The following is a 20,948-nucleotide window of genomic DNA, read 5'->3' as shown; positions in this document are numbered from 1 at the left end:
TTAAATCCTATATCTTACTCTGGCCTTGTGCCGAGAATAAATACAATTTTCACGAAGTTCCCATTTTTCTTTATAGGAAATTAGATTTATTCATAATTTTGACTCAATATACCATTCATAAGTTTCTTTAATTCCATCTTCCAATGAGATTCCAGCCTTCCATCCCAATCCATTCAACTTCAATACATCCATCAATTTTCTTGGAGTCCCATCAGGCTTTGAAGTATCATACTTAATCTCCCCTTCAAATCCCACAACCTCTTTTATCAATTCCACAAGTTCACTGATTGTAATATCTTCTCCAACCCCGATATTCACAAACTCCCCTATCTCAGAGAAATCATAATTATCCATCAAATAAACACATGCATCCGCCATATCATCCACATGCATGAACTCCCTCAATGGCTTTCCCGTACCCCACACAACAACTTCAGGTTCATTATTCACCTTAGCTTCATGGAATTTCTTGATCAACGCAGGCATCACATGGGAAGTTTCAAGATCAAAATTATCGTTAGGTCCGTAGAGGTTGGTTGGCATTACTGAGATGAAGTTGGTCCCGTACTGCTGGTTGTAGTGTTTGCAGAGCCTGATGCCTGCAATCTTTGCGATCGCATAGGCTTCGTTTGTTTCTTCGAGGGGGCCGGTTAGCAGGTATTCTTCTTTGAGAGGTTGAGGGGCTAACTTTGGGTATATGCAGGAGGAGCCAAGGAAAAGGAGCTTTTTTACACCGTATTTGTAAGAGGCATGGATAATGTTTGCTTCGATCATCAGGTTTTCATAGATGAATTGGGCGGGGTAGGTGCTGTTGGCAAGGATTCCACCCACTTTTGCGGCGGCTAAGAAGACATATTCGGGCTTTTCCTGTTCAAAGAATTCGTTTACTGCCTGCTGGTTGGTAAGGTCGAGTTCCTTGTGGGTGAGGAAGATCAGGTTGGTGTAGCCGTTGGATTCAAGTTTTCTTTTGAGGGCTGAACCTACAAGGCCGCGATGGCCGGCTAAGTAGATTTTTGATTCTTTTTCCATGTTATCGCCTTTTGTTTGATAGGGGGAATTTTCTGGGAGGGGGTTGCTGTCTGGTCCAGCAACTTTTATAAGCTCTTCAAATTTAATGAATTTTCAGCCAGGTATTCTTCAAGTTCCTGGCAGGCTGCTAATTTTTCAGAGGGGTAGTTTTTCAGGACTTCTTCCTCATCGGCTTTTATCATTATTCTCACCAGCTCTTCCATTTTGACTTTTGGCTGCCAGCCAAGTTTTTCTCTGGCTTTTGAGGGGTCGCCGATGAGGAGTTCTACTTCAGTTGGCCTGTAATATCCAGGGTCTATTTCAACTATGATTTTGCCTGTGCTGGCATCGATTCCTACTTCTTCGATCCCTTCTCCCTGCCAGATGACCTCTATTCCTAACTCTTTGAATGTAAGTTCCGTAAATTCCCTCACCGAGTGGGTTTCGCCTGTTGCTATAACGTAATCGTCGGGGGTTTCCTGCTGGAGCATCAGCCACATGGCTTCTACGTAGTCTTTTGCAAAGCCCCAGTCCCTTTTTGCATCAAGGTTTCCAAGGTAAAGCCTTTCCTGCATGCCGTATTTTATCTTTGCAGCAGCCATTGTGATTTTTCTTGTGACGAAGGTTTCGCCGCGGACCGGGGATTCGTGGTTGAAGAGGATGCCATTGCATGCGAAAATTCCATAGGCTTCCCGGTAATTGATTGTGATCCAGTAGGCGTAGAGTTTGGCGGCTGCATAGGGGCTTCTCGGGTAAAAAGGAGTGGTTTCTTTCTGGGGAATTTCCTGGACTTTTCCGTAAAGTTCGCTGGTTGAAGCCTGGTAGAATTTTGTTTTATTTTCAAGGCCGAGGATGCGGATTGCTTCAAGGAGCCTGAGGGTTCCAAGGCCGTCAGAATTTGCGGTATATTCCGGGGTTTCAAAAGAAACCTGGACGTGGCTCTGGGCGGCAAGGTTATAGATCTCGTCAGGCTTGACTTCCTGAATAATACGGATAAGGTTGGTTGAATCGGTCAGGTCGCCATAGTGCATGAAAAAATTCACATTTCTCTCATGAGGGTCTTTGTAAAGATGATCTATTCTTGCAGTGTTGAAAGAAGAGGATCTCCGCTTAATTCCATGCACAATATATCCTTTATTCAAAAGAAACTCAGCCAGGTATGCACCATCCTGACCTGTAATCCCGGTGATTAAGGCGACTTTTTCCATATTATTACCCTGGTTTACTTAGTAACAATTAGTAGGGGGATCAAAGCTTTATAAATATTTTGCTAAACTACTGTCTGGATATCTGTCGGAATATTCATTTTCTCCCATATCCGTCAAACCTTCCATCTCCCTTCTTCCATAAGCTCTCCGAACTGCACCTCTATAATCTTCATGGGACACATATCCCGGCTGAAAGGCCAGATCCCTGCCCCTGAACCACCTGCAAGAATTATTGAATTGATGCCTGTCATCTCCTGTGTGTATATATTTAGAAACGTATTCAATAGAAGTGTATAAAGACTTCTGGAATAAAGAGATTATATACATGTCAGAAAATATTTTTGTAGCAGGTCAATATATGTGAGAAGTTATTAAATAAGTTTTGCCTGAACTCCCGGACGAGTGTTAACTGAGTTGTTTTACCTGAGTTTTTAAGATCGTGAAAAATGAGGGTTCTTGGATACGATAATTCAAATCATGTCAAAAAATTAATTCAGTTGGGGCATTTTATCTGGAATATACTTATCAAGTTGAAGACAAGTTGATGACAAGTTGGTGACAAGTTGAAGATTCGTAAAATCAATATTTTTTTTACTAAGATCTCGAAGAGTCATGCTTATTTTGACCATTTCATTCGGTGAGGCGGTTCCGGTTATTTTACACCCTTTACTTATTTAAAAATCTTGACATAACCATATCCACCTAGAGAACATTACTTCCGAAAAGCACATTACACATTTATGCATAAACAACTCCCTGTGCGGAGGATACCCAGGTCTCATGGACCGGAGGGTCATCGCATAGAACTTGCCGGTGTCATTTTTACACAGGAAATGACATAGCGGACAGCAGATTCTTCCGGGGGTGGATTGCTTCAAGGAATGAAGTAGCTTCTTCTTCTAATCGGGATGTGAAGAAAGTTCATCTAAAGCCTAAAAACTTTAGCATAGGATAAAATGGAATGTCTCCCCATAACATTTCAAGCTTATTTATATTCATTTAATATGTTTATATAATACTTGAACAATTACCGTTCATTTCTTAATGCGGCAACCGGGCAGTAAGGAACCATTAATGCGTCAGCGGGATGTTAGTTAGGTTGAACCGGACTGGTAAAATGTAATCAGGGGAATGGAGCCGGAAGTCTTTAATGCTTTAACATCAGGCAGTTCGCTGCAGCATGAGATCTCTGTGCAAATATTATAAAAGACTAATATAAATAAGAAAGAATAATATAGGTACTGTTCCAAATTTGATTCTTATATTGAAAAATGTAGAAAATTGAAAGGAAATCCCATGAAAATTCTTGTGATACCTACTACTGATTGGATCAGGCACCCTTTTCCGAATAGACTTAACTTCATATTTGATATCCTTGCAGAAAAACATGAAGTGTATGTACTACATTTCAACCTGGAGAATTTCAGAAATAACAGAGCAAGAAAAACAGCTTGCAAACTTTTAGATACAAAATTTATAGGTGTGAAAGATCCTTCTTTATATTATTTATTAAACTGGCCAGAGCATTTTTTGGAAATGAAAAAAGTAATAAAAAAAGAAGGCATAGATGTTGTTCTCTCTGCAAACATCCTTCCATCATTTATAATTAATTTTTTAAATGTGCCTGTTGTTTTTGACTATCTGGACCACTTAGAAGAATCTGCTTCAATATATTACCCAGACTCTTTTTTTGGAAAAATTGTTAAGAATGGGGTAAGGCAAATTACAAGGTATAATTTAAGACATGCAACTTCTGTTATAACCGTAACCCGGGAACTCAAAGATTTTCTGGAAGGTATAAGGGTCAAAAATATAGAAGTAATTCCTAATGGAGTAAATTGTAATCTTTTAAGACCTCTCCCAAAAGAGGAGGCAAAAAAGAAATTGGGCTTAAAAGGTGCTGTCATAGGATATGTAGGGTCACTTGAGCACTGGGTAGATCTTGAAATGGTTGTAGAATCACTCCCTGATCTGGAAGTAAGCCTTCTGGTTGTGGGCCCGGGACTGTTTACAGATTACGGTGATAAGATCAAAGAGCTGGCAAACAAGCTGGGAGTTTCGGAAAAAATCACATTTACAGGAGCTGTGCCTTACGAGGATTTAGGGCCTTATATTTCAGCTATGGATATAGGGCTCAATACACTGAAAAAAATGGATAAAAACGAATATGCAGCTGGAGGAAAGGTGTTCAATTATCTGGCTTGCGGAAGACCCGTGTTATCCAGCAGGACAATTTCCCTTGTAAGAATGCTCGGAGATAACTTATATTACTATGATGATAAAGACGGATTCATCCGTGAGGTAAAAAGGATTCTGAATACTCCAAACAATGAGGAAAAATATAGAGAAATTGCAAAGACTTTTGACTGGGAAGTCCTTGCCAGAAAATACGAAGAGGTCTTGAGGAGATCCATATGAGAATTTTATTGCTTGCTAACCAGCCAGAACATACCACAAGGCTCAAGATGTTCCAGAGTACCCTTGAAGAACTGGGATATGACACGTTCATCCCCAAATTTAATACCAGAAACTGGATACAGATCTCAGGCCTTGCCAAACAATTCATAAAAAGAGAAAAACCAGATGTAATTCACATTTTTAATGTCCCGGATATAATATATCACGATTTGTCTAAATTAAAAGGAACTTACTACAAAAAGATGATCTATGACTACAGGTCTCCCTGGGGTATTGAACTTGAAATGAATTTAGGGGCTCCCAGCAGGATGATGGCTGAATATTTTGAAAAAAAAATGGCAGCAAGTGCGGACCTTATAACCACGGTAAACGGGCCTCTGGGAGAAAAAGTAAAAACATATACAGAAGACGGAAAACAAGAGGTCTATGAGGTCCCCAATTACCCCAAAAATAGTTTTTTGACAGGAGAGGATCTGGCAGAAGACGGAGCCATAACATTTCTGGGGAGGGTTTGCGAGCAGGAAGGGATAGGAAATTTCCTGAATCTGGCAAAAAAGTATCCGGATGAAAAATTCAGGATCGTGGGAGACGGCCCCTTTTCAAAGTGGCATTTGGCAAAAAAACCCACCAATGTAGAATTTATGGGATGGCAGCCTCATGAGAAAGTGGCAGGGATAGTCAAAAAAGCCAGAATATGTATGATACCCAGAAAAGAAAATAATTTGACCCCTTATTCGACGGATAAAAGCATCTGGAAACTAAATGAATACCTGAACCTTGGAAAACTGGTAATAGCCTCGGGAATCACGAAGGAAGAGGACAGAAAAAACCTGCTGATTGTAAAAAGTTCTGAACTCGAAAATGCTGTCCGAGAGTATCTTGATAAAAAACCAGAGAAATTGAACTCTGAAGATTATCGTTTCTGGGAGTCAAACACCAGGAAAATAAAAGAAGTTTATGAAAAAATCCAGTGAAGATTGGAAATTTAAATAAAAAATAGAGATTATATACTTCGCTAGCAATGGTAATTAAAGTCAACTACCCACTAAATCTAAAGATTTAATGGGTTTCCTGCTGAGGTTTTATGAAGATTGTATCAGTAGTCGGTGCCCGCCCTCAATTTATAAAATGTGCTCCTGTGTCCCGTACCATCCGAAAGCACCATGAAGAAATACTTGTCCACACAGGCCAGCATTATGACCCTGAAATGTCCGAGGTCTTTTTTGAAGAACTCGATATCCCAAAGCCGGACTACAACCTTGGTATAGGCTCGGGTACCCAGGGGGAACAAACCGGCAAGATGATTCTAGAAATAGAAAAAGTACTTTTGAAAGAGAAACCAGACATCGTGCTTGTCTATGGAGATACAAATTCTACACTTGCAGGCGCACTTGCTGCTACCAAGCTGCACATCAGAGTGGCACATGTGGAAGCTGGACTGAGGTCTTTTGATCGGGCCATGCCTGAAGAGATTAACAGAGTCATAACCGATCACATCTCGAATATACTATTCTGCCCGACTGATACTGCAGTGATGAACCTGAAAAATGAAGGCATCACTGAAGGTGTATACAATGTTGGGGATGTAATGGTAGACGCCCTTAAGTATAACCAGAAAATTGCAGAAGAAAAATCAACGATTTTACAGGATCTTAATCTCAATCCAAAAGAGTTCCTTTTAGCAACCGTACACCGTGCCTCCAATACGGACAATATAAAAAACCTCTCATCAATTGTTGAAGCCTTTTCTGATGTAGAAACGACAATAGTGTTTCCAATGCATCCAAGGACCAGAAAATACCTGAAAGAATACAATTTGTGGGAAAAAATCCTTAAGAACACAAAAGTAATCCCCCCTGTTGGCTATCTTGACATGTTAAAACTCGAATCAAATGCCAGAAAAATACTCACCGATTCCGGAGGGGTACAGAAAGAAGCCTATATGCTGGGAGTGCCCTGCATAACCTTAAGGGATAATACGGAATGGGTAGAAACAGTTGAAGAAGGCTGGAATATACTTACAGGAGCAGATTACGAGAAAATCAAACATGCTATTGAAAATTTTGAGGGCACCAAGAGAAGAAATGAAGTATTTGGGGACGGGAACGCAAGTGGTAAAATCTCTCAAAAAATGAACTCTGGGAAAACATGAAGATACTGCACATAAGGAATATTGCAAATGTAGCATATAATCTGTCTCTTCAACAAAAAAAAATGGGCCATGAGGTACGTTTATTTGAGATAACTGAAAATTATACCAGCGAAAATACCGATATCTCTCTAAATCTCCCGTTAAAATATTCAAAAAAAGATATTCCTCGCCGTTTCCAAATCATATAGAAAAACCTTGTAGAAATCACATTGAAAGAGAAATTTGATATATTTCATCTTCACGATGCAGGAATATTTCCCCAGGATATAGACATACCGCTTTTTTTTAAACGTTTCGGCAAAGTTGTTGTCCACTGGCACGGCAGTAAATTAAGAAATAATGGCAGAACTTTTGGATCAAAATTCGCAGATGTTGAAATAGTTTCGACCCCGGATTTACTTGACTATTCACCGGATGCTATATGGATTCCAAACTGTATCCCCTGGCACGGGTTAAGTAAAGTCAATCGAAATGATGATAAAATCATAATCGGGCATGCTCCAACAAACAGATTCTACAAAGGTACAGAATATTTTCTGGAAGCGATGGACCAGCTCAAAAAGGAATATCCAAATGTTGACTGCTTATTGATTGAAAATAAACCCCATAAGGAAGTAATGCAATTGCTTCAGACCAGTGATATAGTTGTTGATTCTGTTGGTTTTTATGATAAAAGACAGGTCGGATGGTACGGTGTTCTCACCAATGAAGCCCAACAGATGGGAATTCCATGCTGTACATGGATTAAGCCTGGATTAGAGCCTTATCTGGAAGAGCCCAGTGGAATAGTAAATGTTACAAAAGACAATCTAAAGCAAAGATTGGAAGAATTAATACGTGATGAAAATTTAAGGGAAAATCTTGGAAGAAGCGGAAGAAAATACGTAGAGAAAGTTCATAATAACAAGGTGCTATGTCAGAAATTTCTCACATTATATAAAAGAACAATCTTAAAATAAATGGCTCTTTTGTGCCCTCTGCTGAATGCAGGACATATTAAAGAGAATTTAAAGAGAATTTAAAGAGAATTTAAAGAGAATTTAAAGAGAATTTGAAGAGAATTTGAAGAGAATTTGATGATAACAGTTAATAGGTTAAATCTTGACAAACCTGCAAAGCTCTTGATTCCCAGGTATGTAAAGGCAAGATTTCAATGATTTTGTTCCTTTTTTCTTCTAACTCATTGCGATCATTTAGAAGTTTGTTCAGCAATATGAGAAGACTTTTTTCGTCATAGGGAATTGCCCATCCAATTCCATTTTTTTCTACAAAATCTCCTGCTGCAGTTCCCTTTGTTACAATTAGAGGTTTACAATGAGAAATATATTCAAAAAGTTTTATTGGCATTGCAAAATCCCGATACTCCACATTTTCAAAAAACATGCTTGCTACATCAGCCTTTTCGTAGAGGGAAAACAAATCATCCCCACTTAGATGTACGATGTTAATGTTGGGTTTTAATAGATTTTCATAATCGTTAAGACTATTCTGCCATTCATTTTCCCTGCAACAAATAGTTAAAGATATTATGGGAATTTCTCCAATAACCTTTACTAACTTACGAAGATCGTAAAGGTTGCCTATCCCCCCAACGTACAGAACATTAAAAATAAAATTGTGTTTATTATTATTATTATTATTAGTATTATTAGTAGTAGTATCATGTCTGCTCGAAGGATACATAAAGGCACCCGGCGGAAGAGGCTTAATTACAGGAAAGTGAAAAGCCAGGTATTTAGCCATTTTTTCAGAAGGTAAATACAATACATCAAGGTATTTTTGATAAACAACTAAATCGAATCGATACATTATATTAAGAACCAATTTTTTTGCAAAGGGTCTATCTAAAAGTTCTGGAAATCTCCAATAGATATCCCTGTAAAACAGACCTATTGGGATATTGTTCTTTTTACAAAAAACAAAAAATCTGAAATCCAGAAATGGATATTTCACAGCGTCTTTTACACCATAAGCTAGCGATGTGGGATAGCTGGAACTTTCCGAATAAACAAAATCATATTTTTTACCTTTTTTAACATTTTGTTTAATCAGATTTATCTGTCTGAGTCGCTCAGCTCCGGACCCCATAATCACGTCAACTTTACAACCTAACGACTTAAATGCTTCCAACATCCTCAAGGGACGAATTTGACTTCCAGAAGGGGCTGAAGTAATTAATTTCCAGGGGATATGGAAAATAACATTTAAATTTTTGAGATTTATATCGCCTTTATTATCCATATGATTCCTTAATAATTCAGGTCCTAGCTTAAAACAATAAGGTTCTAGCTTAAAACAATAATACACATATATCAAAAAAGTTGTGGTATATAAGAATTACAAAAATGGATACAGTCGGCGGCTGTATCCCGCCATTGATATAAAGGGGATCAACCTTCAACGCTCCAAATCAGTTATATATATTGAACCTGCAAGTAAACAGAAATCCTTCGACTATTAAAAAGAATGGTGTGGTTAAGTGTCCGAACTTAAAAAATTCATCTCTGATATAGGAGTGACATTTTTTGCTTCTGCCGTATCTATGCTTTTAGGATTTCCACTATCAATCCTTATTGGCAGGTATCTGGGGGCTGGAGATCTTGGACTTTATAGAATGGTAAACACCATTTTCGGGATATTAATCTTATTTGGTACGGTTGGACTGCCTGCAGCTGCAATCAAATACGTAGCTGAATTTTCAGGAAACCGCCGAAAACAAGAGGAATTCATCTCTTCGAGTATTATAAATAGTTTGGTTCTAGGTATTCTGGCTCTTAGCTTAATGTATTTGAGTGCTGGCTTTTTAGCAGACTTTTTCGATATGCCAGGATTGGATGATTTACTAAAAATCCTGGCCTTTTCGTTACCTTTTGCGATCCTGAACAGTGTAATGTTCGGACTCCTCACAGGCTTTAGGGAGATGAAAAAGCAAGCTGCGGTAACTATTGCAAACGGGATTTTTCTGCTACTTGGCACATTCCTGCTCTTTTTTAGATATGAAGTGAAAGGCACAGTTGCTGCCATAGTAATTTCGTCCTTCATTACAACAATAACACTGTTTTATGTACATAAATGGGGTAAACTTAGTCCAGCTAACTATATAACTACAAGCCGAGAGCTGTTTTCATTTGGGTCCAAAACATTTATTTCAAATGCGATCAACATTGTAAATTATCAGGCTGACGTGCTCATGATAGGTTATTTCCTATCAGCAACAGATGTTGGGGTTTATAGCGTGGCTGTAATCCTGGGAAAGATCCTCTGGATGCTTCCCGATACTATCCAGAAAATTACCTATCCGATGATTTCGGAATACTACGCAAAAGAAAAAAAGAAAGAAATTGAAATGCTTGTAGACAAGTGCATGAAATACAGCTATCTTTTTTTGATATTCTCCAGTACATTCCTTGTCTTTTTTGGGAAGGAAATTTTGACCTTAATCTATGGAAACGAATTTGGAAAAGCGTATTTCCCCCTGATTATATTACTGATTGGAATCTTATTTTACGGGACGACAAAATCCATAGGCTCCATTTTTGCAGGTATCGGAAAGGTTCAGTTAGTGTACAGAATCCCTCTTGTCTCAGCAATCATAAATATTATCTTAAACGCTCTCTTAATTCCAGTTTATGGCATTGCAGGCGCTGCTTTTGCCACAAGTTTTTCTCTGATCATTAGCATGGGACTGATGATCCATTATATGAAAATGCTACTGGGAATAAGCTTTGATACCCAATGGTACTTAGGAATCTTTGGAATCTCAAGCTTATTGAGTATAATATATCTGATGAGTTCCTCTAATCTTCTTTTGGGGCTTATTTCGATGATACTGCAAGCAGTAATATTTTTCAAATATTATATCCATTCGGAAGACAAACAAAAAATAGTTTTATTTTGCAAGCAAACATTATAAAAAAATCTCACATTATTTCTTTCCACGCGCCGCACAAGGCTTGAGCCCACCGGCGTACAGTAGATAAAAACTAACTCAACAACCGTGCGGGGAGCTCTAATTCCGAAATATCAACCATGTAGCAGGGGCCGACCAGAAAATTAGTTCACATAAATATTTTCACGGAATTTTAAAAAGAAGGTTATTGATGCGGTTTTATCCTGACCGAATTGTCACTTATTTTTAAAGCATGAGACACGATCTGTATACGTTTAGAATTTTGAAACTTAGATCATAGCTTTTTTAAATCCTGGACAAAAATTTCAAAATTTTTATTGGAATTGTAGTTATTTTCCCAGTTATCCCTACTATTTATCCTTTTAACCATGACTTCAGCTTCATTTTCCATCATGCTGCATATCGCTTCAGCAACCTCTCTCGGGGACGGGTTTTCACTTAACAACACCCCAACCTCATTGGATACTATTTCAGGTGTACCTCCAACTGCCGTAGCAATAACTGGAATCCCACAACTCTGAGCTTCCATTATTGAAACGGGAATCCCTTCGGAAGCACTTACATTGACAAAAACATCCACACAATTATTTTGATAATATGCGATTACTTCTTTATTAGGCAAGTGGCCTATAAATTTAGGAATTACATTTTTGGGCAAAAGAGAATCTGCAAGATTTTGTAAATCCTTTTGAAGAATTCCATATCCTATATGTGTCCATTCAAATGTTCGGGAACTTTTGATTTTACCAAGCTCTGCAAGAGCCTGAATCAACAAGTCTATCCTCTTTACAGGAACAAGGTAGGAACAAGATACAATTCTAAAAATGCCATCAGAGGATGCCTCTGTTAGGAAACCCAGGTCATTCACCCCTAACCTGTAGACTTTACAGATATCTTCAAACATTGGATATTTATCTAAAACATATTTTCTCCCGTGGTCCGAGATTAAATAAAGCCTGTTCAAATACTGAAATACCTCTGGGCGATGAGGAATGTAAGGTGGAACGTGTCTTTCACTATAAAGATCAAGACCATGAGCTCTTGAGACGATTTTGATAGATGGAATCTTCTTTTTTACCATCGAAACTCCGGAAGTTGGCAGAGACAGCCAATAAGTATAAAAGACTGTAGTTGAAAAGTCGAAGTTATGGGTTTCAATGTACTTTTGAAGCCACCTTTTTATAATTACAGCGTTGCCGAAAAAAATAACAGAACTTTTAAACAAAGAGATCCGGAAAAGAATTTCTGGCTTGCTAAGAATTTCTCTGTAAAAGTCGGTTGAGATAAAAGCATTTAATGCCAGTGAAATTTTATTTCGCACGCCCTTCAGAGGCAATTGTTCATTTAATAATGAATCTTCAATTTCAATGTTCTCTGGAAGCTCCCTATTTACTCTTTCAAGTAAAGTTGGAAGGAACTGTGGAATCAATATGACTTTATCGAATGATTTACTCAGAAAGGGGATTTCAGAATCTAAAAAAGATTCCGCCACATCTCCATATGGATAGGAGGAAGTAAATAATAACAAAAGATTATTCTCTTTTTGATTCTTCTCTTTTTGATTCACAGTTTAGCCACCATTAAAAGATCTGCTAGCAGTGTGTCTGATTTCTTGAAAATAGTCTATACACATTCATCTTTTTTTGATTAAAGCTCTATCACTATTACCCTTTTCCTGTGATCCACTCTGATAACAGGACTGAGGATGGGGGGTTACCGCATTTTAGTACCCATATCAAGCTTATGGCTCACAACTAATCCCAATAATAATGGGTGCTATTTTGTACGTTCTCCTGCTCTTAAAACTTGACCCCAATATCCACAGTGAAGTAATAAAGATAGGAAAGCAGATGGAATTACAGTAACCCCGAAAAAAGAAAAAATCCTGAACACATCCGCCATCCTCGGAGTAAACCTTCCAAAAAGAACAAAAATATCTCAAAAACTTATATCCTTGATAAAAGTTTATTGGAAGGACGAATCACATGATTCCCGGATCTTGTGATGCCTTCACCTTTGAGGGGCCGTCTCCCCGACCCTGACATCTTAAACGTTGAACCAATAGCCTTTCCCTCACTTCCTCCCATAAACATCATCAAACCTGACAATGTCCCCTTCGTTCACAAGCTCTCCTAACTGTACCTCGATAATCTCAAGAGGGATTTTTCCGGGATTCGACAGCCTGTGCTTTTGTCCTGCTCTGATGAATGTGCTTTCCCCGGGTCTAAGGAAAAACTGCTTTCCGTCCACTTCCACGCAGGCCATGCCTTTTACAACCACCCAGTGTTCACTCCTGTGGTAGTGCAGTTGCAGGCTTAACTTATGGTCAGAGAGCACAGTAATATTCTTGATCTTATGACCGGGGGAGGCGTCGAGCAGTGTGTATGAACCCCAGGGCCGGTAGACTGTTTGCCCGACAAATGCTCTTTCATCTTTCCTGACCTTGAGGTCGGAGACTATTTCCTTTACTTTCTGACTGCTGGATTTGGGACATATTAACAGGGCATCGCTCGTGTCAACAATAACCATGTCTTTAATATCGATCAGGGAAACGATTTTACCGCATTTCGAATAAACCAGATTCCCATCGGAGTTAAGAAGCATGGGATCGCATTCATGGATCACGTTTCCTACTGAATCCTTTTCCAGTTCATCATAAATTGCCTCAAAGTTCCCAAGGTCGCTCCATTTCTGGCCCAGCTTTACAACAGCGACTCTATCTGACTTTTCCATTATGCCATAATCAATGGAAACCTTATCCACACCCGCATAAATATCATTAATATTGCCCCCTTTCTCAAAGCAGGCAAAAACCGAAGGCGAGTGCTTTTTTACTTCTTCAAAGAAGAGCCGCGTCTCAAAGAGGAACATCCCGCTATTCCAGAGGCAGCCTTCATCAATGTATTTTTGTGCGGTTTCTAAATCAGGCTTTTCTCTGAATTCCGAAACCCTGTAACCGGGCCCACAGGACTCTGAGGCTTTAATGTAGCCGTATCCCGTATGAGGGAATGTAGGAATAACCCCGAAAGTGACCAGATAATCCGAAGCCAGCTTTTCAGCTGAAGAAATCGTTGCCATTGCAGCTCTGTCAAGCACATGGTCGGAGGAAAATACCCCTACGATTGAATTCCCGAATTTTAATTCAATCTCCTTCATTCCAAAGAAGATTGCTGGAAGGGTATTCCTGCCCTCAGGCTCGATAAGGACATTCTCGGGAGGAATTGAGTATCCTATTTCTTTCATCTGTCCAATCACGAAAAATTTCTGGGCTTCGTTCGTTACAACAAAAATCTCAGAAATATCCGAAACCTCAAGACATCGAAGAACTGTCTCCTGAAAAAGTGAGGTGTCACCAAATTTTAAAAATTGTTTGGGATACATTTCCCGGCTGAGAGGCCAGAGCCGGGTCCCTGAACCGCCTGCAAGAATTATTGACTTTATGCCTGTCATCTCCCTGGGGAATTGATTTGAAAAATACTCAATTAGAGTATAAAAAACTGTCAACACTATCTTGACAGAAAGGAATTATAGATATACTGTGGAATAAGGTTATTTTTAGGACATAATTATTTTCTGAATATAATTTTTTATAGAATAGATTACTTTTAGAATAAATTACTTTTGGAATAGATTACTTTTGGAATAAATTACTTTTAGAATAAATTACTTTTGGAATAAATTACTTTTGAAATCGGATTTTTAGAATAGGATTTTTAGAATAGGATTATTTTTGAAGTTAGATTATTTTTTAGCAGTATATGATAAGAAGTCAATATATAACCTTTGGCTTTGAGATCACTGAAACAAAATAAGTACATCAGACTATCAAACCGGAAAAAGGTGAACAAATCGCCCATTAATAATAAAAAATATAGATATGATAAAACTCAAATCAATTGATGAAAAGTCAAATGATGGGCTTCCTCGAACTCATTTTACGTCATCATCTCTTGTAAGCTCTTCCTTGCCCCAACCCATGACCCTTTTTATGATAAATATTCCGAGAGAGAATACAAATAAAGCAAATCCCAAAAGAGAAAACGTAAGGGAACGACCACTGCTTTGAAAGGCCTGAGGGTGCCGGATAAGAGGCATATAATCGACATTTCCTTCCCCCAGATCATAGGAAGCATCGCAGAAGCCATTGTCATCCATATCTTCAATAACGCACAGGGCCGTACTTTCAGGGCCAGTCCAGTAATTTCCGCCGAGATATGAACCCCCTACAATATTAATCTCCCTCTTAAGAGTCATATTCCAGGCATTTTCTAAGTTGACCCCTTTATAGCCAACATTTTCGGAGTTCTGAAAATAGTTATCGTAAATGAGGTTTTTACTGCTGTTTGAGAGCATAAGACCGTACTCTGTGTTAAAATGCAAAAGATTTCCCTTTAAGCGGTTTTCATCAGAAGCTTCAAGAAAAATTCCTTCCAGACTGTTCATTTTTACCTTGTTATTGATAATCCAGTTGTCCTGTGAAGCATTGAGAAAAATGCCCACCTCATTCTCAGAAACATCATTTAAATTCAACATATTAGTAGTAGAAGATTCGAGATAGATTCCCAGGCGATTACTGGAAAGATTATTGTTGCTTATCAGAATTCCCTGCGTATTCTCCAGATAAATGCCAGCTTTTTGAGTATCATTAGCGCCATTTATGGAAAAACCACTTATAGTTACATTATTTGCAATTACATGAAATACATGATCATCAGGGTTTTTTGCCGTTACAATGTTTGTTTCAGGCCTTCCGGAGATTGAACGAACGGAAATTTCTTTGTCAAGATATATGTTCTCCATGTAAAGCCCATTATACACATAAACCGTATCACCAGCCTCTGCTGCATTCACAGCCTCCTGAATTGAAGCAAAGTCCTTATTGTCATCACTTCCCACAGTGATCCTTCTGGCAGCCACAGAGCCTGAGCTGAGCAACAAAAGTGCAAAACCTATTGCAAAACAGATTTTTACGGATCTTATGGTTTTCAGTAATATCACCTCAAAGAGACCGCCCCTATCACCCTGTTCCCCGTATTCAGAAGGGAGCTGCCTTCAGAAAATCAAGCCTGGAGTATGCAGATCATAAAAAATAATAATTGAATAGTAATGTGAAATACCCGTTAAATCTAAAGATTTAACGAAAGATTTAACGGGCTTTCTGAGTCATTCTTCCGGATAATTGCCAGAAGTCATACAGGCTCATTCCCATGTTCCGTGGGTGTCAGCGTTTTGCTTGAGCTACTTTTCGGTTTTCCGATTTCTCAGGCACTACCTCAGACCCTCTAAATGCAGTATTAACTGGTGTAATTCCTTTAACCTTGTTCTCGCAGTAAGAAATTAATATATAATTGGTCGGAGAAGATATTAATGGTTGCAGATAACGAAAACGAAGGGAGTTGACGCTGATATACCCTATGCTAAGACATGGAGGTTTTACGCTTCGTTATATAAATTCTTCTCATACCCAGGCTTTTAATTTCAGGCTTTCAACTGGCAGACCTCCGTACTGCCTTTTACTTATATCCGAATCTTCAGCCAGGATTTTAACCGAAAACCCTGCCTTTATTAAAAGATTCAGATACTCCTCTTTTAATACAGCGCCAGCGACACAGCCTGCAAGCAGTTCTTTGTCATTTTGAAGATCTTCGGGAAGCTCAGCCAGGAGGACCATATCCGAAACATACATCCTGCCTTCTGGCTTCAGCACCCGGAAGGCCTCCCTGAAAACCTTTTCTTTATCCGGTGCCAGGTTAATCACGCAATTGCTGATAATAACATCCACCGAACTATCATCAACCGGAAGAGCTTCAATATCCCCATGGCGGAACTCAACATTTAAATATCCATATTTTTGGGCATTAGCCTGTGCTTTTTCAACCATTTCAGGAGTCATATCGACTCCAATAACCTTTCCTGAGCTTCCGACTCTCTGTGCAGCAAGGAAACAATCAAATCCCGCACCTGAACCCAGATCAAGGACAATATCGCCGGGTTTCAGTTCCGCAAAAGCTGTAGGGTTGCCACAGCCAAGACCCAGGTTTGCATCCGGAACAGCCTGAACATCAGCTTCCGAATAGCCAAAAGATTTAGAAAGGTCTGCTGAGCTCGAATCACCGCAGCACCCACCGCCAGAACAGCAAGAGCCCCCTAAAGTTACAATTTCCTGATACTTCTTTTTGATAACTTCTTTTTTTTCAGTGGCATCCATTCTTTTACCCCATTCCTTATTTTTCAGATATTCCTTTTTTATCTTGAGATTTATTTTCGATTGGTTTTTTATCTTGAGGTTTATTTTCAGTTGGTTTTTTATCTTGAGATTTATTTTCGATTGGTTTTTTATCTTGAGGTTTATTTTCAGTTGGTTTTTTATCTTGAGGTTTATTTTCGATTGGTTTTTTTATCTTGAGATTTATTTTCAGTTGGTTTATCCGTAGCTTTGTTTTCAGCTAGATAATTAGTTCTCACGTTAATGATATTGGTGATTCGGTTTTCAGTTTTATCCGTAGAACAAAATCTGGAAACCTGCTGCCCATTACAACAGGGCTTTATATCCCTGATTCCAAGAGATTCAAGCAAACGCCCGATCTCCTCGTTTTTAATGCTGTAGATGATGTTTCGTCCCTTTCTTTCGTACTTTAAAATTCCAGCTTCGACAAGAACCTTCAGGTGCTTTGAAACCGTTGTTTGGTCCTTTTTTGTAAGGGAAGAAAAATCACAGGCGCAGTAACTGTGCTCCAGCAAGTAAGAAAGAATAGTAAGCCGTGTCTCATCTCCGAGAGCTTTAAAGAACTTTACTTTGCTATCAAGCATGATTATATGAGTATATGCGCATATGACCATATATATTTAATGAAAAGATGGGTAGTAGGAGTTAAAGATACATGAAAAACAGGTGCAGGATGAGACCAGTAGGACACACTGATGCTGAATGGGACCAGTATATCCCCTAATATCCACTAATATCTACTAATATTCCTTAATATCCATAACATCCTCTATTAACTTAGTTCACTTCAAAAAATGAAAAGGTATTAAGGTTATTTGCAGGTATCAAGAAGCGACCTTTTCTTGCCGCCCCGCGCTTCGGTTGGATGAATAGGATCGACGTCTGCAACCTCTTCTCCTTCTTTCTTCTCCAGTTTTTCTCCCTTTTCCCCTTCTCTTCGTTCTTCCGGCATATACCCAACTCCTTTTATAATTTATTTATTCATTTATTTATTCATTTATTTATGGAAAGATTCTTTTCAGCAATTTCGTAACTTCATGCTGTCTTTTTATTTTGCCTTCAAAAAAGAAAAAGATCCCATTCTACCAGTACACCATCAGAATGGACGTTTCCTTTCTTCAGGATGTTAGAATCTACAGCTTCAGCTATGGCCATAGTTTGCAGTACCTTTTTGATTACCCCTCCTTTCTACCAATCCAACCCACGGATCAGCCGAGTTTGGGAATTTTCCCTTAATTTCATTACACCCGCCAGATTTATTAAATTTTTGTGAAAAGGATAAAAGAACCTGAAAAAGTGGTAGTTCTTTTTCAAAAAAGATGTCAAAAAGGCAGGCATTTATAATTTAACTAAAAAGATAGTGCAGACCAGGTAGAATTATTAAAATTATTTGGGAGAATATATGACTCAGTACCTAAATCCAGTGATGAATGAAAATTGAAAATCACTGGATTTTATGATTGGTTACAATTCTCGTGAGAAGAATTTTGGATTGAAGTCTTTAGATCTCGAATATTGATTTTGATTAAAGACCTGATTCTTCTTGCGAATTCAGAATTTCAATCAAGAAATATAAAAATCACTAGATTTTGGAACAGAGTCGAATATATATCCCATTAATCATTATAAGGAGAACGTCCAAGCGGGAAGCCACATAGCTGAAAAACCTTTGTGAAGCTCCGCTATAGTTAAATTTATCGATTCATTTGTTCAGAAAATATGCTTTTACTCAGGAAAATGTGATCTCATGGCATATAGAATACTGGAAAAGGAAGAAATCGCCCCGTCGGTGCACAGAATGGTTATTGATGCCCCTGACGTGGCAAAAGCTGCAAAAGCCGGACAGTTCATAATCCTCAGGATTGATGAAAGGGGGGAAAGAGTTCCTCTTACAATTGCGGATTTTGAGAGCGAAAAAGGCACAGTTACTGTAATTTACCAGGAAATGGGCAAGACAACAAAACAGCTTGCAAAGCTTTCTGCAGGCGATTCCCTTGAGGATTTTGTCGGCCCCCTCGGAACCCCTGCCGACGTAAGAAAACTTGGCACTGTAATTCTTGTAGGAGGAGGAGTAGGAGTTGCCCCTATCTACCCCCAGGCAAAGGCTTATACAAATGCAGGCAACAAGGTAATTTCAATTATCGGAGCCCGAAACAAGGACCTCCTGATCCTTGAAGACGAACTGGAGAAAGCCAGTTCCGAACTGTACATAGCAACCGATGACGGGTCAAAAGGGCACCACGGGTTTGTGACCGATATCATGAAAAGGATCCTGGACAGCGGCGAAAAGGTTGCAAGGGTTGTAATTATAGGTCCGCCAATCATGATGAAAGTGGGAGCAGGGGTTGCTTTCCCCTATGATGTGGAAATCCTTGTCAGCCTTAATGCCATAATGGTAGACGGAACAGGAATGTGCGGAGGATGCCGGGTTACGGTCGACGGAGAAACGAAGTTTACGTGTGTTGACGGACCTGAATTTGATGCCCGGAAGGTCGATTTTGTTCAGCTCATGAACAGGCTTGCAATGTACCGCGGCGAAGAGGCAAAAGCTGTGGAAAACTACGAAGATAAATGCAAGTGCGGACTGCACTGAGAAGGAGGGGAGGAAAAATGCAAGAACTACACGGAGAAAAAACAGGAAACGCAAAGAAAGAAAGAACCCCGATGCCAGAGCAGCCTGCAGAAGAGCGCAGAAAGAACTTTAATGAAGTAACTCTCGGCTACACGAAAGAAGATGCTCTTGCCGAAGCTTCTCGCTGCCTCACCTGCAAGGACCCGAAGTGTGTTGAGGGGTGCCCTGTTAATGTGGACATTCCTGGCTTTATTAAAATGGTCTGTGAGGAAAACTTCGAAGGGGCAATCGAGAGAATCAAAGCCACAAACGCTCTCCCTGCAATCTGCGGCCGCGTCTGTCCCCAGGAAACTCAGTGCGAAGCCCGCTGCGTACTCGGAAAGAAGGGCCAGCCTGTTGCAATCGGAAGGCTTGAGCGCTTCTGCGCGGACTATGAGCACGAAAAAGGCGTGAAGTCTCCTGAAGCTATGCCTCCAACCGGCAAGAAGGTAGCAGTTGTGGGTTCCGGCCCTGCCGGCCTTACTGCCGCGGCAGACCTTGCAAAGCTCGGCCACAAAGTAACAATCTTTGAATCCCTGCACAAAGCCGGAGGAGTCCTGAGTTACGGCATCCCCGAGTTCAGGCTGCCAAAAGAAATTGTACAGCAGGAAGTAGAGTACATCGAAAAACTCGGTGTAGAGGTTAAGCCCAATTATATCATAGGCAGGATCAAGACCCTTGACGAACTCTGCGACGATTTCGACGCTGTTTTCCTGGGTACAGGTGCCGGGCTCCCTAACTTCATGGGAATCGAAGGCGAAAACTTCAACGGCGTATATTCTGCAAATGAATTCCTGACCCGCGTAAACCTCATGAAAGCCTATGACCCCGAATACGACACAATGGTCAGGCTTGGGAAAAATGTGGTTGTAGTCGGAGGCGGAAACGTGGCAATGGACGCAGCCCGCTCTGCTCTCCGCCTGGGTGCAGAAGAGGTAAGCATAGTCTACCGCCGTGGAGAAGACGAGATGCCCGCCCGTCGGGAAGAAGTCGAGCACGCCAAAGAAGAGGGCATTACCTTCAGGCTTCTGACAAACCCTGTCCGCATCCTCGGAGACGAGAAATTCAATGTTACAGGCGTCGAATGCATAAAAATGGAACTTGGCGAACCCGATAAATCCGGCAGGAGAAGCCCTGTCCCCGTAGAAGGCTCGGAGTTCCTTGTGCCTGCAGATGTTGTAGTTATTGCCATAGGCACCTCCCCCAACCCGATCATTTTCAAAGGCTCGGAAGGCCTTGAACAGAACAGGCGGGGAACTGTCGTTGCTGACGAGGAAACCGGTGCAACCTCCAAATGCGGAGTCTTTGCCGGCGGAGATATAGTAACAGGTGCAGCAACCGTAATCAGTGCAATGGGTGCGGGGAAGAAAGCTGCAAAGGCAATTGATGAATATTTGAAAGAAAAGTGAAAAACA

17 protein-coding genes are annotated in these 20,948 nt (G+C 39.9%); 7 read left to right on the top strand and 10 right to left on the bottom strand.

Annotated features, from left to right (window positions below):
• Positions 1-90: 90 nt before the first annotated feature.
• From EO98_RS03565 to EO98_RS18195, 3 genes are all read right to left on the bottom strand, one after another.
• The gene (locus EO98_RS03565) at positions 91-1,029 is read right to left on the bottom strand and encodes a GDP-L-fucose synthase (protein ID WP_048142463.1); all 939 of its coding nucleotides are present in this window, start codon (positions 1,027-1,029) and stop codon (positions 91-93) included.
• 65 nt (positions 1,030-1,094) lie between these two features.
• Complete coding sequence (gmd, locus tag EO98_RS03560; protein WP_048142461.1) at positions 1,095-2,216, bottom strand: GDP-mannose 4,6-dehydratase; 1,122 nt, start codon at positions 2,214-2,216, stop codon at positions 1,095-1,097.
• A gap of 113 nt (positions 2,217-2,329) precedes the next feature.
• On the bottom strand, positions 2,330-2,500 hold the full coding sequence (locus tag EO98_RS18195) for a hypothetical protein (protein ID WP_156161009.1): 171 nt from the start codon (positions 2,498-2,500) through the stop codon (positions 2,330-2,332).
• 997 nt (positions 2,501-3,497) lie between these two features.
• Here EO98_RS18195 and EO98_RS03555 point away from each other — a divergent pair.
• From EO98_RS03555 to EO98_RS03535, 4 genes are all read left to right on the top strand, one after another.
• On the top strand, positions 3,498-4,634 hold the full coding sequence (locus EO98_RS03555; RefSeq protein WP_235283942.1) for a glycosyltransferase: 1,137 nt from the start codon (positions 3,498-3,500) through the stop codon (positions 4,632-4,634).
• A complete protein-coding gene (locus EO98_RS03550; RefSeq protein WP_048142457.1) occupies positions 4,631-5,608 on the top strand; it encodes a glycosyltransferase in 978 nt (325 codons plus the stop codon). Before EO98_RS03555 ends, EO98_RS03550 begins: the two co-directional genes overlap by 4 nt.
• A gap of 110 nt (positions 5,609-5,718) precedes the next feature.
• Positions 5,719-6,786: a non-hydrolyzing UDP-N-acetylglucosamine 2-epimerase gene (wecB, locus tag EO98_RS03545; protein ID WP_048142455.1), complete on the top strand. Its 1,068-nt coding sequence runs from the start codon at positions 5,719-5,721 to the stop codon at positions 6,784-6,786.
• A 209-nt stretch (positions 6,787-6,995) separates the two neighbouring features.
• Positions 6,996-7,745, top strand: a complete 750-nt coding sequence (locus tag EO98_RS03535; protein WP_048142450.1) for a glycosyltransferase family 4 protein — start codon at positions 6,996-6,998, stop codon at positions 7,743-7,745.
• 127 nt (positions 7,746-7,872) lie between these two features.
• On the opposite strand, the gene EO98_RS03530 is transcribed toward EO98_RS03535, so the two are convergent.
• The gene (locus EO98_RS03530) at positions 7,873-9,027 is read right to left on the bottom strand and encodes a hypothetical protein (RefSeq protein ID WP_048142448.1); all 1,155 of its coding nucleotides are present in this window, start codon (positions 9,025-9,027) and stop codon (positions 7,873-7,875) included.
• Positions 9,028-9,265: 238 nt separating this feature from the next.
• On the opposite strand from EO98_RS03530, the gene EO98_RS03525 reads away from it, so the two are divergent.
• Positions 9,266-10,699, top strand: coding sequence for a flippase (locus EO98_RS03525; RefSeq protein WP_048142445.1), 1,434 nt, complete (start codon positions 9,266-9,268; stop codon positions 10,697-10,699).
• Positions 10,700-10,970: 271 nt separating this feature from the next.
• Here the strand turns inward: EO98_RS03525 and EO98_RS03520 are convergent, their stop codons facing one another.
• The 6 genes from EO98_RS03520 to EO98_RS18190 form a co-directional block, all read right to left on the bottom strand.
• Positions 10,971-12,263, bottom strand: a complete 1,293-nt coding sequence (locus tag EO98_RS03520) for a glycosyltransferase (protein WP_048142442.1) — start codon at positions 12,261-12,263, stop codon at positions 10,971-10,973.
• Positions 12,264-12,769: 506 nt separating this feature from the next.
• Positions 12,770-14,146 (bottom strand): mannose-1-phosphate guanylyltransferase/mannose-6-phosphate isomerase, encoded by a 1,377-nt coding sequence (locus EO98_RS03515; protein WP_048142440.1) that lies wholly within the window; start codon positions 14,144-14,146, stop codon positions 12,770-12,772.
• Positions 14,147-14,626: 480 nt separating this feature from the next.
• Positions 14,627-15,694 carry a NosD domain-containing protein gene (locus EO98_RS03510; protein ID WP_082098457.1) on the bottom strand — a complete coding sequence of 356 codons (1,068 nt, stop codon included), beginning with the start codon at positions 15,692-15,694 and terminating at the stop codon, positions 14,627-14,629.
• 460 nt (positions 15,695-16,154) lie between these two features.
• Positions 16,155-16,904 carry an arsenite methyltransferase gene (locus EO98_RS03505; protein ID WP_048142438.1) on the bottom strand — a complete coding sequence of 250 codons (750 nt, stop codon included), beginning with the start codon at positions 16,902-16,904 and terminating at the stop codon, positions 16,155-16,157.
• A 170-nt stretch (positions 16,905-17,074) separates the two neighbouring features.
• Positions 17,075-17,506 (bottom strand): helix-turn-helix transcriptional regulator, encoded by a 432-nt coding sequence (locus EO98_RS03500; protein ID WP_156161008.1) that lies wholly within the window; start codon positions 17,504-17,506, stop codon positions 17,075-17,077.
• 227 nt (positions 17,507-17,733) lie between these two features.
• Positions 17,734-17,874: a hypothetical protein gene (locus tag EO98_RS18190; protein WP_156161007.1), complete on the bottom strand. Its 141-nt coding sequence runs from the start codon at positions 17,872-17,874 to the stop codon at positions 17,734-17,736.
• A gap of 795 nt (positions 17,875-18,669) precedes the next feature.
• Here EO98_RS18190 and EO98_RS03495 point away from each other — a divergent pair.
• Both EO98_RS03495 and gltA read left to right on the top strand, forming a co-directional pair.
• A complete protein-coding gene (locus tag EO98_RS03495; protein ID WP_048142434.1) occupies positions 18,670-19,515 on the top strand; it encodes a sulfide/dihydroorotate dehydrogenase-like FAD/NAD-binding protein in 846 nt (281 codons plus the stop codon).
• Positions 19,516-19,532: 17 nt separating this feature from the next.
• Complete coding sequence (gltA, locus tag EO98_RS03490; protein WP_048142432.1) at positions 19,533-20,942, top strand: NADPH-dependent glutamate synthase; 1,410 nt, start codon at positions 19,533-19,535, stop codon at positions 20,940-20,942.
• The last annotated feature ends 6 nt before the right edge of the window (positions 20,943-20,948 follow it).

The organism is Methanosarcina sp. 2.H.T.1A.6 (assembly GCF_000979455.1).
Classification (GTDB): Archaea; Halobacteriota; Methanosarcinia; order Methanosarcinales; family Methanosarcinaceae; genus Methanosarcina.
Note: the sequence above shows the minus strand (reverse complement) of the source record. Positions and strands in the feature narration are given on the sequence as shown.

What these genes read in the sequence shown, in the direction of transcription:
- gltA (WP_048142432.1), top strand. Translation starts at nt 19,533, where the DNA reads ATGCAAGAACTACACGGAGAAAAAACAGGAAACGCAAAGAAAGAAAGA.
- EO98_RS03530 (WP_048142448.1), bottom strand. Translation starts at nt 9,027, where the DNA reads ATGGATAATAAAGGCGATATAAATCTCAAAAATTTAAATGTTATTTTC.
- EO98_RS03505 (WP_048142438.1), bottom strand. Translation starts at nt 16,904, where the DNA reads ATGGATGCCACTGAAAAAAAAGAAGTTATCAAAAAGAAGTATCAGGAA.
- EO98_RS03515 (WP_048142440.1), bottom strand. Translation starts at nt 14,146, where the DNA reads ATGACAGGCATAAAGTCAATAATTCTTGCAGGCGGTTCAGGGACCCGG.
- EO98_RS03550 (WP_048142457.1), top strand. Translation starts at nt 4,631, where the DNA reads ATGAGAATTTTATTGCTTGCTAACCAGCCAGAACATACCACAAGGCTC.
- EO98_RS03495 (WP_048142434.1), top strand. Translation starts at nt 18,670, where the DNA reads ATGGCATATAGAATACTGGAAAAGGAAGAAATCGCCCCGTCGGTGCAC.
- wecB (WP_048142455.1), top strand. Translation starts at nt 5,719, where the DNA reads ATGAAGATTGTATCAGTAGTCGGTGCCCGCCCTCAATTTATAAAATGT.
- gmd (WP_048142461.1), bottom strand. Translation starts at nt 2,216, where the DNA reads ATGGAAAAAGTCGCCTTAATCACCGGGATTACAGGTCAGGATGGTGCA.
- EO98_RS03565 (WP_048142463.1), bottom strand. Translation starts at nt 1,029, where the DNA reads ATGGAAAAAGAATCAAAAATCTACTTAGCCGGCCATCGCGGCCTTGTA.
- EO98_RS03500 (WP_156161008.1), bottom strand. Translation starts at nt 17,506, where the DNA reads ATGCTTGATAGCAAAGTAAAGTTCTTTAAAGCTCTCGGAGATGAGACA.
- EO98_RS18190 (WP_156161007.1), bottom strand. Translation starts at nt 17,874, where the DNA reads ATGCCGGAAGAACGAAGAGAAGGGGAAAAGGGAGAAAAACTGGAGAAG.